Below are 11,917 nucleotides of genomic sequence, written 5' to 3'. Positions count from 1 at the left end.
ACCCGCCATCGAAAGTCGATGTAGCCCAGAACTTTAGGGCACGACGCCCATCGATCAGCCGAGAACCGGCATCACCAGTGTCGTCAGAGCGCCGTCGACTGCCGACCGCACCAGCATCGGCTGATCCGGCGCGGCGATATCGAGCATCAGGTCCGGTCCGACGGCCGATGCGACGGCAGCCTGCAGGACGGCCGCATCGAAGAACACCGTCGTCTCGGAACCGGTGACCCGTGCGGGGACGACAACACCCTCGACCGTCAGGCCGTCCGGGCCTGCGTCGATCCGCAGCGTGCCGCTGTCGAGGGGAACGAAATCTCGTTGCACCACAACCCGCGTCGCAGTTGGAGCCAGACCGTCGACGATCGTCCGCCAGTCGGGGAAGTCGCCGTCGACCAGATCCACGGTGTGCTGGACGCCTTCGGACTCGAGCACCATCGCGTCTTCGGTTGCCGTCAACGCACAGTTCCCCGACGCGGGTAGAGACCCGAGGGAGCCGACCGCTGCGATACGCGACCAGGATGCACCGGGTGAGCTCTGCGCGACGAGGCTTCGAGTGGAGAGTCGATACCGATCCGTCGCGGTGAGCGTGACAGTGCCACCGTCCACCTCGACCAACACGCCTCGCAGCACCGGAAACTCCTCGCTCGTTCCGGCCGCCGACGCGACCTGTTGCACCGCCGACGCGAACTCGGCGGCAGATACCGTTGCTGTGCAGTACTTTTCGTCGAACAACCGGCGAATGGAGACCGCAGCCTCGGCTGCTGCCCGGGCGTGCGCGGCAAGCTCCTCGACGTGCCGATCCACCATCTCCACCGCTGCAGCTCCGTCGCCGTCGAGGGCGGAGGCCACGGTGTCGAGCGGCATCCCGATCTCGCGGAGTTGGCGGATGATGTTCGCTCGCTTCGCTTGTGCTCGGGTGTAGTAGCGATAGCCGGACTTGGCGTCGATGGATGCCGGCACGAGCAACCCACAGTCGTCGTAGAAGCGAAGGGCACTGGGGGTCAGCCCGCTCGCGCGAGCGAACACACCGATGGTCAGGAATTCTTGGTCCGAATCAGTCATGGGGAAATCCTGAGGCTTCGGGTAGGTCGAAGGTCAAGCGAGATCCGGTCACCTAGTCGATTCGACGCTTGTGCGCCCATCTGGTGAGCGCATTCCTGTTGGACTGCTGAGTCTTTCGGAGAACGTTCGAGGCGTGCGTCTCGACGGTCTTGACCGAGATGAACAGATCCTCGGCGATCTCACGATAGGTGTACCCGCGCGCCAACAACCGCAGCACCTCCAGTTCACGGGGCGTCAACGAATCCAGTTCCGGATCCAGCGGGGGCTCCGGAGCGGCGCTGCGACCGGTGAACGAGTCGAGGACGAACCCGGCCAGGCGGGGGCTGAACACGGCATCTCCCCCGGCGACGCGTCGAACACCGTCGGCGAGCTCCGAGCCGGAGATCGTCTTGGTGACGTATCCCCTCGCCCCGGCACGGATGACGGCGATGACGTCCTCGGCGGCGTCGGACACACTCAGAGCGAGACACACCGGCCCCTCGGAGATGCGGTTCAACACGGCCACGCCGCCGCCGTCGGGCATGTGCACGTCGAGCAACACCACGTCCGGCTTGGTCGATTCGATTCCCGAGACCGCCTCGGCGACGCCTCCCGCTTCCCCGACGACCTCGATGTCCGCCTCGCGGCCGAGTTCGGCTCGCACACCGGAACGGAACACCGCATGGTCGTCGACCAGGAAAACGCGGAAAGGTTCGGTCACGTCGGCTGCTCCTGCTGAGTGGATTCGGATGATTCGGTAGTCACGGAGGCACCGTTGCGGGGCATGAAGATTCGCACTTCGGTTCCCTTGCCGACGGTCGACCGTACCTGCACCGTGCCGCCGCGGCGCTCGATGCGTCCCCGAATGGACTTCGCCAGGCCCTGGCGATCCTCGGGTACCGCGGACTCGTCGAATCCGGTGCCGCGGTCGCGAACGAAAACACTGACCTGGTCCGGTTCGGTTTCGGCGTACAGGTCGATATTGGTCTCACCGGAGTGCTTGGCCGCGTTGACCAGTGCTTCTCGGGTTGCACCCAGCAGAGCAGTGAAACTTTCCCTGGACAGGCCGGATTCGACGTCGTCGGGCAGTAGTTGCACGTCACCGACCGTGATCGGTCTGACGGTGACACCGTGCTGATCCTCGACCTCACCGGAGATGGTCTCGAGCGCATCGGACAAGTTCGAGTTGTCGGTGTCGCCGCCGTCGAACAGCCACTTGCGTAGTTCACGCTCCTGGCCGCGCGCCAACCGCATCACCTCCTGTGGATGATCGGACTGCTTCTGGATCAGGGCCAGTGTCTGCAGCACCGAATCATGCAGGTGCGACGCTATTTCCTCGCGTTCGTCGTTGCGGATGCGCGCAGCCCGCTCGGCACCGAGCGCACGCCAGGTGCGCAACCAGATGGGAACCGTCAACAGGCCGACGCCGACGAGAGTGACCACCACCGCCAGCAAGGACGAGCGCAGCGCCGCCAGATCGACGCGGGCGAGCACCACCACGGCCAGACCGAGCACGATCAACGTCGTTCCGCCGACGACCCTCGCCCAACTCAACACGGTCGGATGCTTGGGGAGCCCCAGAGCCGTTCGCGGGCCCTCGGAGTCGAACTCGCGCCACACCAGGGCAGCACCGATCACCACGACTATGACCGGCACGATGACCGAAGCAGCGGTGCCGCTGAGTAGCCAGGCGAGCCCGACGGCGAGGCCGAGACCGATGGCAGCCAACCCGAGCGCACGCTGACGTTCGGCGGCACTCGGGTGCGCAGTGTCCTCGCCCGCGGGCGTGAACATCCAGATCAGTCCGTAGGCGGCAATTCCGGCACCGGCCGACGCGGCGAGCAGTGCGAATGCGACCCGGACCTTGAACACGTCGACGCCGAGGTGGTCGGCGAGACCGCCTGCGACGCCGCCGACGATGCGGCCGCCGCCGCGTCGTTGATAGGGGGCAGGAGCGGTGCGGGCTGGAGCGGCAGGAAAAAGAGGAACGGCATGGGTGCCCGGCACGTCGCCGGCTTCGGAAGGTGTGTTGCGGGCGGCGTCAACGGGTGGATTGTCGACAGGGTGCACGCCTCGATCCTGGCACGGATGCGGTGGTCGTCGCATCAGGGTTCGCCCTGATGTTTCGCGGGTTCGTCGAGCTGGACCCGATCTCGGGGACGAAGATCAGGGGTATCCCTGATGTGTTTCTCGACCGGCACCGCCACGATGATTGGCATGAGCAACGTGACCGTCTCGGATCAACTTCAGCAGATGTGGCGCACCCGTCCGCACCGCTTGCCGCAACGCGGGCATGTAGCGGGTGTTGCGGCCGGTATCGGCTACCGCTACGACGTCGACCCCGTTCTGATTCGGATCGCGTTCGTCGTCTCCACCTTGTTCGGCGGTACCGGCATCGTGCTGTATCTGGCGGGGTGGCTGGTGCTCAACCGCGCCGGTGATACGGCGTCGGGTGCGGAGTCGCTGGTCGGGCGTGGGAACAGCTCCGATTCGACGACCAAGATGGTGGTCGTGGCAGTGGCCTTGGTCATCGCGGTGTCGACCATCGGCCCGGTAGGTGTCGGACTCGGCGGTTCGGGGCTGATCTCACTGGTGGCGATGCTCGGTGGACTGTGGCTGCTGCACCAACGGTGCCCGGAGCCGCCGCCGTACATGCGGACGGCGGAGTTCTCCCGTAATCGCTACGCTCCGATGCCTTTCGGCTCGACCAGCACATCGGCCGAGCAGTGGACGGCCGCGCAGTATCGTCCGCCACAGTTCCAGCACGAGCGCTACACCCCGTACACGACCCTGCCGAAAAGCTACGTTCCGACGCCGAAGCCCATCGAGCACACCGGCATCGACGCCGACGCGCACACCGTGAACCTGAGCAAGTCGACCGCATCCGCCGAGAAGCCGGCCGACCTGCCCACCGACATGCCGACCGTGACTCCCCCGTCGTGGGATCCGCTCGGTGTGGCCCCGTTCGCCTGGGATCTTCCCGAACCGGCTGGCACCTTTCCGCCTGCGGCGATCGAACGCAAGCGCCGATCACGTTGGACGGCAAGCTTTCTCGGCCTGGCTCTGCTCGCTGCCGCAGTCACCGCAGCAGTCGGTTCGGCTACCGGAGGAGACTGGGCATCACCGGGCCGTGTCGGTGCCGTCGCTCTGGCAGTCATCTCCGTGGGACTCGTATTGGGCGCGTTCCTACGCAAGGGCTACGGACTGCTGGTGGTCGCAGCACCATTGGCCGGCTTCGTCGTTCTGGCGTCGGCGGTCGGTCCGGTGGACCTGAACAACAGAGTGCCAGGGAATCAGACGATCGCCCCACTCACCGCCGCCGAGCTCGACCCCTCCTACGACGTCGGGGCCGGCGAGCTGAACCTCGACCTCACCGGCCTCGAACTCGCCGAAGACCACATCGTCGAGATCGATGTGGCGCTGGGCAGCGCGTCGGTCACCGTGCCCGCTTCGATGAACGTGATCGTGGAGTGCGAGGCGGCGATCGGTCAGTGCCCCACCGAGACACGCTTCGGTCCTGGCACCACCGATACTCCGGTTCTGACGATCGTGGGCGATCTGGCACTCGGCGAACTGAAGGTGGAGAACCCGTGAAGAAGAACAAGACCGACCGCATCGGACTCGACCACGGCAGCGCCGATTCCGACACCGAGGATCACACCTCCAGCCGACGCGGCCCCTCGGCACTGTTGCTCCTCGCCGGCCTCGCTGCCATGGTCGTCTCGGTCGCAGCACTCATCGGCCGAGATGCGATCGCGGCACTGGGCGACGTCCAGTTCCGCTGGGTGTTCGTCGTCGCCGCGGTGGTCGTGGGCTTCGCGCTTCTACTGGGCCCCAGCAGAAAGAACTGACGCCGTCACTCCCACTCGATGGTGCCCGGCGGCTTGCTGGTGACGTCGAGAACGACTCGGTTGACCTCCGGAACCTCGTTGGTCACCCGAGTCGAGATCGTTTCCAGCACGTCGTACGGCAGGCGGGTCCAATCCGCCGTCATCGCGTCCTCGCTCGACACCGGACGCAACACGATCGGGTGTCCATAGGTACGGCCGTCGCCCTGCACTCCCACGCTACGCACGTCGGCCAACAGCACCACCGGGCACTGCCAGATCTGCTGATCCAAGCCGGCGACCGTAAGTTCTTCTCGGACAATCGAATCGGCGTGACGCAGCGTGTTCAGACGGTCGCGGGTGATCTCACCGACGATGCGGATCGCCAGTCCGGGTCCGGGGAACGGTTGCCTGCCGACGATGTCCTCGGGCAATCCCAGTTCGCGTCCGACCGCACGCACCTCGTCCTTGAACAATGCACGCAGCGGCTCGACCAGGGCGAACTGCAGATCGTCCGGCAGCCCGCCGACGTTGTGGTGACTCTTGATGTTCGCGGTACCGGACCCGCCCCCGGACTCGACGACATCCGGGTACAACGTGCCCTGCACCAGGAACTCGACGGCGTCGCCGTGCTCGGCGTTCTCGCCCAGTACCTCGGCCACGGCACCTTCGAAGCTCCGGATGAACTCGCGGCCGATGATCTTGCGCTTCTCCTCCGGGTCGGAGACGCCCTCGAGCGCGCCGAGGAAGGTGTCGACCGCATCGACCGTGACGAGCTTGGCTCCGGTCGCGGCCACGAAGTCCTGCTGCACCTGCTCACGCTCGCCGGCGCGCAGCAGTCCGTGGTCGACGAAGACACAGGTCAAACGGTCACCGATGGCCCGCTGCACCAGTGCCGCCGCCACCGCGGAGTCGACGCCGCCCGAGAGGCCACAGATGGCCTTGCCCGTGGGGCCCACCTGCTCCTGCACTGCGTCGACCAGAGCGTCGGCGATATTGGCCGCAGTCCAATCCGGGGCGATGCCCGCTGTTTCGTGCAGGAATCGGCTGAGCACCTGCTGCCCGTGCGGGGAGTGCAGAACCTCGGGGTGATACTGCACGCCCGCCATGCGCTTGCCCTCGTTCTCGAAGGCAGCCACCGGCGCGCCTGCGCTGGTGGCCGTGACGGTGAAGCCTTCCGGGGCCGCGGTGACCGCGTCACCGTGACTCATCCAGACCGGCTGCGTTGCGGGCAGACCGTCGTGCAGACGACCGCCGTCCACGCTGAGTTGAGTGCGTCCGTACTCCCGCGTTCCGGTGTGTTCGACGGTTCCGCCGAGGGCCTGGGCCATGGCCTGGAATCCGTAGCAGATGCCGAACACGGGGATGCCGAGGTCGAGGAGAGCGGAGTCGAGCTCGGGCGCACCCTCGGCGTAGACGCTGGAGGGTCCACCGGAAAGCACAAGCGCGACAGGATCCTTCGCCGCGATCTCCTCGGCCGTCGCGGTATGCGAGATCACCTCGGAGTACACGTTGGCCTCGCGCACACGGCGGGCAATCAACTGCGCGTACTGGGCGCCGAAATCGACGACGAGAACCGGGCGTGCGTGTGCGGGATCGTGTGCAGAGGAGTCGGTCACCGGGTCAGTCTAGTGGGACTGTTCCAGCACTCATGCAACACCCGAATGCTCGACGGGCATCGCCGAGGAACCCGACCGAATCTCCACGATCGGCAGTCGCAGACCGCCCGGAGCATCCACCGGGACGACCGGAGAGTTCGGGGCGATCGGATCGAGACGCTGGTACGGCAGCCCCTGTGCCGGACGGAGATCCAGCTCGCCCTTGTTCGGCCACAGTGCCGCGGAACGCTCGGCCTGCGCGCTGATGGTCAGCGACGGGTTCACTCCGAGGTTGGCCGATACGGCGGCCCCGTCGACCACACTGAGCGTCGGGTAGCCGTGGACGCGATGGTACGGATCGATGACGCCGTGCTCGGAGTCCGTGGCGATGGCGCAGCCGCCGAGGAAGTGGGCCGTGAGTGGGATGTTGAACAGTTCACCCCAGGTACCCCCTGCGACGCCGCCGATCTTCTTGGCGATGCGGCGGGTGGCGTCGTTGCCCTCGGGGATCCAGGTCGGGTTGGGCTCACCGTGACCCTGTTTGCTCGAGATCTTGCGGCCGAACGGCCCGCGCTTGGTGAACGTGGTGATCGAGTTGTCGAGGTTCTGCATCACCAGCGCGATGATGGTGCGCTCGCTCCAGTGCCGGACGTTGACGACGCGGACGAACTGGATCGGATGCGCGATCAGCGCGAACACGAACTTGAGCCACCGTGGGATTTTTCCGCCGCCGTCGGTCATCAGCGTCTGCAGCATGCCCATAGCGTTCGAGCCCTTGCCGTAGCGGCACGGTTCGATGTGGGTGTTGGGGCTGGGATGGAACGAGGACGTGATCGCGACTCCGCGGGTGAGGTCCATGTTCGGATCGACCGCCAGCTTGGCCGCTCCGACGATCGACTCGGAGTTGGTACGCGTCAGCTCTCCGAGCGTGTCCGACAGACGGGGCAGCGCACCTGTGTCCTTCATCTTGTGCAGTAGGTTCTGCGTGCCCCAGGTGCCTGCGGCGAGAACGACATTGGCTGCGCTGTAGGTCTTGCGCCCCTTGCGCAGCCGAGCGCCGGTGCGTTCGGTGTCGACGTCCCAGGTGCCGTCGGATCGCGGAACGAGACCGGTGACGGTCGTCATCGGCACGATCTCGGCTCCTGCGCGCTCGGCCAGGCCGAGGTAGTTCTTGAGCAGGGTGTTCTTGGCTCCGTGGCGGCAACCGGTCATGCACTCGCCGCACTCGATACATCCGGTGCGTTCGGGACCTGCGCCGCCGAAGTACGGGTCCGGGACGGTCTTGCCGGGCTCGTCTCCGAAGAACACGCCCACCGGGGTCTGAATGAAGGTGTCGGCAACGCCCATGTCCTCGGCAACCGACTTCATCACCTCGTCGGCGGGGGTCATGTGCGGGTTGCGCACGACGCCGAGCATGCGGGTGGCCTGGTCGTAGAACGGGGAGAGTTCACTGCTCCAGTCGGTGATGTGCGCCCACTGCTTGTCCTCGAAGAACGGCGCCTGAGGCTTGTAGAGGGTGTTCGCGTAGTTCAGCGAGCCGCCGCCGACTCCGGCGCCGGCGAGGATGAGGCAGTCGCGCAGCAGGTGCACGCGCTGGATGCCGTAGAGGCCGAGCTTCGGAGCCCACAGGAAACGCTTGAGGTCCCAGCTGTTCTTTGCGAAGTCCTTGTCCTCGAAGCGCTGCCCGGCTTCCAGGATGCCGACGCGGTATCCCTTCTCCACCAGGCGCAGCGCGGTGACACTTCCGCCGAAGCCCGAACCGACGATCAAGACGTCGTAATCCGTGGCGCGAACAGCTGAACCCATGGTGACCTCCGCTACATCCGATGCTGTCGAACAGTATGCACACCCCCATGTGACTACCGCCACAAGCGATTCTAGCTGTTACGAGAGGTATCACCAACCCAGGGTCGACTTACGTGGACGCCATGCAGCAGAAAGGGCGCGCACCCCCGTGTGAGAGGAGTACGCGCCCTGCTGGAACAGACGTCGTCAAGCCCTGACGTTCAGGCCCACCTTCTGGAATTCCTTGAGATCGGAGTATCCGGACTTCGCCATCGACCGACGCAGTCCGCCGACGAGGTTGATCGAGCCGTACGACTCACGCGACGGTCCGTTGAGCACCTGATCCAGGCTCGGACGGTCCCCCGCCGACATCGGCAGCAGCGCACCGCGCGGCATGGACGGGTGCGCCGCGGCGGACGGCCAGTACCAACCTCCGCCGGGAGCCTCGGCAGCGACGGCCAGCGGAGCACCGAGAACTGCAGCATCGGCCCCGCAGGCGATGGCCTTGGCGAGTGCACCGGAGGTGGTGATGTCGCCGTCGGCGATGACGTGCACGTAGCGCCCGCCGGTTTCGTCCAGGTAGTCCCGACGCGCCGCGGCCGCATCGGCGATGGCGGTGGCCATCGGAACGCCGATTCCGAGCACCTCACCGGTGGTCGTGCCACCTTCGACCGAGCCGTAACCGACGATGACGCCTGCCGCACCGGTACGCATCAGGTGCAGTGCGGTGCGGTGATCGCTCACGCCGCCGGCGATGACGGGAACGTCGAGTTCCGCGATGAAGGTCTTGAGGTTGAGCGGCTCGTCCTCGCCGTGTGCCACGTGCTCGGCGGAGATGATCGTGCCCTGGATGACCAGCAGATCCAGGCCCGATGCCACGAGGGCAGGGGTGAGCGAGCGAGCGTTCTGCGGGCTCACCCGAACGGCGACGGTCACCCCGGAGTCACGGACCTGACCGACCGCTGCGGCCAGCAGATCCGGCCGAAGCGGCGCGGCGTGCAGTTCCTGCAGGAAGGCGATCGGCGCGTCGGGATCGAGATCGGTCTCGGCGATGTGGATCAGCTGATCGATCTTGGCCTGCACGTCCGAGTGGCGCGCCCACAGCCCTTCACCGTTGATGACCCCCAGCCCACCCTGTCGACCCAGCTCGATCGCGAACTCGGGCGAGACCAGAGCATCGGTCGGGTGCGCGAGCAGGGGAATGTCGAAGCGGTACGCGTCGAGCTGCCATGCCGTCGACACCTCCTTCGACGACCGGGTACGACGGGACGGCACGATGTCGATGTCGTCCAGCTGGTAGGTGCGGCGGGCTTCTCTGCCCATGCCGATTTCAACGAGGTCGCGCACGCGCGCACCTTTCTACTTCGGGAGCGAATCGAATCGGCCCAGGAAAGGCCGAAGCGACTATCGGGTGGTGTAGTTCGGGGCCTCTGCGGTCATCGTGATGTCGTGGGGGTGGCTCTCCTTGAGCCCGGCCGCCGTGATCTGTACGAACTGAGCCTTCTGCAGGTCCTCGATCGAGGTGGACCCGGTGTACCCCATCGCAGCGCGCAGACCACCGGTGAGCTGGTGGATGACCTGGTTCAACGGTCCGCGGTACGGGACGCGACCTTCGATGCCCTCGGGCACCAATTTGTCCTCGGCCAACACGTCGTCCTGGAAGTAGCGGTCCTTGGAGAACGACTTCGCTCCCCCGCGTCCCTGCATCGCGCCGAGCGAACCCATTCCGCGGTAGCTCTTGAACTGCTTGCCGCCCACCAGGATCAGCTCGCCCGGAGACTCGGCGGTTCCGGCCAGCAACGATCCGAGCATGGCGGTCGAGGCACCGGCAGCGAGAGCCTTGGCGATGTCACCGGAGAACTGCATACCGCCGTCGGCGATGACCGGCACACCGTGCGGCTTGCACGCGGCCACGGCTTCGAGGATGGCAGTGATCTGCGGAGCGCCGACACCTGCGACCACACGGGTGGTGCAGATCGATCCCGGTCCGACACCCACCTTGACCGCATCCGCGCCTGCCTCGACGAGAGCAAGTGCGCCCGCGCGGGTGGCAACGTTGCCGCCGACGACCTGAACGCGGTCGCCCACCTCCGCCTTGAGCTTGCTGACCATCTCGAGCACCTGCGAATTGTGGCCGTGTGCGGTGTCGACGATGATGACGTCCACCCCGGCGTCGGTCAGCGCCATCGACCGAGCCCAGGCATCCTGCCCGACGCCCACAGCGGCACCGACCAGCAGTCGACCGTCACGGTCCTTGGTGGCGTCGGGGTGCTGCTCGGTCTTGACGAAGTCCTTCACGGTGATCAGGCCGGTCAACGCACCTTTGCCGTCCACGATCGGCAGCTTCTCGATCTTGTGACGGCGCAGCAGGCCGAGCGCCGCTTCCGCAGTCACGCCCTCCTGTGCGGTGATCAACGGGGCCTTGGTCATCACGTCGGCGACGCGGCGATTCTGATCGACCTCGAATCGCATGTCGCGGTTGGTGATGATGCCGACCAGTGCGCCGGTCTCGTCGGTGACGGGAAGACCGGAGATACGGAACCGCGCACACATGGCGTCGACCTCGGCCAACGAGTCGGTGGGCTTGCAGGTGACGGGGTCGGTGACCATCCCGGCCTCCGAACGCTTGACCGTCTCGACCTGAGATGCCTGATCCTGCAGTGACAGGTTGCGGTGCAGCACACCCATACCGCCCGCCCGGGCCATGGCGATGGCCATCCGGGCCTCGGTGACGGTGTCCATGGCCGAGCTGACCAACGGCACTCGCAAGCGGATCTCGCGGGTGATCTGGCTGGACGTATCGACCGAGCTGGGAATCAGATCCGAAGCGGCCGGCAGCAGCAGGACGTCGTCGAACGTGAGGCCGAGCATCGCGACCTTGTTGGGATCGTCGCCGCCTGTGCGGACGTGGGCTCCGGGACTACTCATGCGAATCTGGCCCTCCCTAGAGCCTGGTTGCACTTCGGCGCGGCGTGCGGCCGGTGAGAGCTCGCAGGCGCACCGCAGTGCGGGATTGGAGAACGGATGGAGTTTCGGCACTTGCACTCATCTGTTCAGCGCCGTGAACCATGGTATCGGCTAGGGCACAACCAGTGCGAATGCGTCTCGCTGTCAGTGGCCTGCGAGCCCCGAAACGACGGCCTCGGCGTTGTCGGTGGCGGGTACGTCCGGCATGTCGCGTTCGAACGGCTGGCGCAGACCCACCAGTCCTGCGTACCGTGGAGGCGTGCGCGATCAACTGCCTCCCGGTCTACCCCCGGATCCGTTCGCCGGAGACCCAGCCGACCCGTCGGCCGCCCTCGACGCCATCGAGCCAGGCCAGCCCCTCGATCCTCAGGAGCGCCTGGCCGTCGAAGAGGACCTGGCGGACCTGGCTGTCTACGAGGCTCTCCTGGGCCACCGCGGCATCCGCGGTCTCGTCGTGTGCTGCGAGGACTGCCAGCAGGACCACTACCACGACTGGGACATGCTGCGCGCGAATCTGCTCCAGCTGCTCGTCGACGGAACCGTCCGGCCGCACGAGCCTGCCTATGACCCTGTACCCGACGCCTACGTGACCTGGGACTACTGCCGAGGTTTCGCCGACGCTTCCATGAACGACGCGTTGCACGGCGACGGATTCGACAGCTGAACCCTGACTTCCGACACGAAGAAGCCCGACACGAT

Annotated in this window: 10 protein-coding genes; 3 read left to right on the top strand and 7 right to left on the bottom strand. The window is 66.2% G+C overall.

The features are described 5' to 3' along the window. Positions 1–54: 54 nt before the first annotated feature. From R4P47_RS03100 to R4P47_RS03090, 3 genes are read right to left on the bottom strand one after another with little or no spacing between them, the layout of a single operon-like run. On the bottom strand, positions 55–1,062 hold the full coding sequence (locus tag R4P47_RS03100; protein ID WP_317784056.1) for a MerR family transcriptional regulator: 1,008 nt from the start codon (positions 1,060–1,062) through the stop codon (positions 55–57). A gap of 52 nt (positions 1,063–1,114) precedes the next feature. Next, positions 1,115–1,762, bottom strand: coding sequence for a response regulator (locus R4P47_RS03095; protein WP_068051262.1), 648 nt, complete (start codon positions 1,760–1,762; stop codon positions 1,115–1,117). Continuing rightward, complete coding sequence (locus R4P47_RS03090) at positions 1,759–3,147, bottom strand: sensor histidine kinase (protein ID WP_411567285.1); 1,389 nt, start codon at positions 3,145–3,147, stop codon at positions 1,759–1,761. Before R4P47_RS03090 ends, R4P47_RS03095 begins: the two co-directional genes overlap by 4 nt. Positions 3,148–3,258: 111 nt before the next feature. Here R4P47_RS03090 and R4P47_RS03085 point away from each other — a divergent pair, with 111 nt between their 5' ends. Together R4P47_RS03085 and R4P47_RS03080 are read left to right on the top strand one after the other, a co-directional pair. Further along, the gene (locus R4P47_RS03085) at positions 3,259–4,635 is read left to right on the top strand and encodes a PspC domain-containing protein (protein WP_317784054.1); all 1,377 of its coding nucleotides are present in this window, start codon (positions 3,259–3,261) and stop codon (positions 4,633–4,635) included. After that, entirely contained in the window at positions 4,632–4,892 is a 261-nt protein-coding gene (locus R4P47_RS03080; RefSeq protein ID WP_317547365.1) for a hypothetical protein, read from the top strand. The genes R4P47_RS03085 and R4P47_RS03080 overlap by 4 nt, the downstream gene beginning before the upstream one ends. A 5-nt stretch (positions 4,893–4,897) precedes the next feature. On the opposite strand, the gene guaA is transcribed toward R4P47_RS03080, so the two are convergent. The 4 genes from guaA to guaB form a co-directional block, all read right to left on the bottom strand. Then, positions 4,898–6,487: a glutamine-hydrolyzing GMP synthase gene (gene guaA / locus R4P47_RS03075; protein ID WP_032397497.1), complete on the bottom strand. Its 1,590-nt coding sequence runs from the start codon at positions 6,485–6,487 to the stop codon at positions 4,898–4,900. A gap of 30 nt (positions 6,488–6,517) precedes the next feature. Continuing rightward, complete coding sequence (locus R4P47_RS03070) at positions 6,518–8,272, bottom strand: FAD-dependent oxidoreductase (RefSeq protein WP_068051264.1); 1,755 nt, start codon at positions 8,270–8,272, stop codon at positions 6,518–6,520. Positions 8,273–8,458: 186 nt separating this feature from the next. Further along, complete coding sequence (locus R4P47_RS03065) at positions 8,459–9,598, bottom strand: GuaB3 family IMP dehydrogenase-related protein (RefSeq protein WP_037188243.1); 1,140 nt, start codon at positions 9,596–9,598, stop codon at positions 8,459–8,461. A 57-nt stretch (positions 9,599–9,655) separates the two neighbouring features. Continuing rightward, positions 9,656–11,179 (bottom strand): IMP dehydrogenase, encoded by a 1,524-nt coding sequence (gene guaB / locus R4P47_RS03060; protein WP_188078559.1) that lies wholly within the window; start codon positions 11,177–11,179, stop codon positions 9,656–9,658. Positions 11,180–11,477: 298 nt separating this feature from the next. On the opposite strand from guaB, the gene R4P47_RS03055 reads away from it, so the two are divergent. After that, positions 11,478–11,882, top strand: coding sequence for a DUF5319 domain-containing protein (locus R4P47_RS03055; protein ID WP_032378069.1), 405 nt, complete (start codon positions 11,478–11,480; stop codon positions 11,880–11,882). Positions 11,883–11,917: the final 35 nt, after the last annotated feature.

The organism is Rhodococcus sp. IEGM 1370 (genome assembly GCF_033142325.1).
In the GTDB taxonomy this organism is placed as follows: domain Bacteria; phylum Actinomycetota; class Actinomycetes; order Mycobacteriales; family Mycobacteriaceae; genus Rhodococcoides.
Note: the sequence above shows the minus strand (reverse complement) of the source record. Positions and strands in the feature narration are given on the sequence as shown.

What these genes read in the sequence shown, in the direction of transcription:
- R4P47_RS03100 (WP_317784056.1), bottom strand. Translation starts at nt 1,062, where the DNA reads ATGACTGATTCGGACCAAGAATTCCTGACCATCGGTGTGTTCGCTCGC.
- R4P47_RS03070 (WP_068051264.1), bottom strand. Translation starts at nt 8,272, where the DNA reads ATGGGTTCAGCTGTTCGCGCCACGGATTACGACGTCTTGATCGTCGGT.
- R4P47_RS03085 (WP_317784054.1), top strand. Translation starts at nt 3,259, where the DNA reads ATGAGCAACGTGACCGTCTCGGATCAACTTCAGCAGATGTGGCGCACC.
- R4P47_RS03090 (WP_411567285.1), bottom strand. Translation starts at nt 3,147, where the DNA reads ATGCGACGACCACCGCATCCGTGCCAGGATCGAGGCGTGCACCCTGTC.
- guaB (WP_188078559.1), bottom strand. Translation starts at nt 11,179, where the DNA reads ATGAGTAGTCCCGGAGCCCACGTCCGCACAGGCGGCGACGATCCCAAC.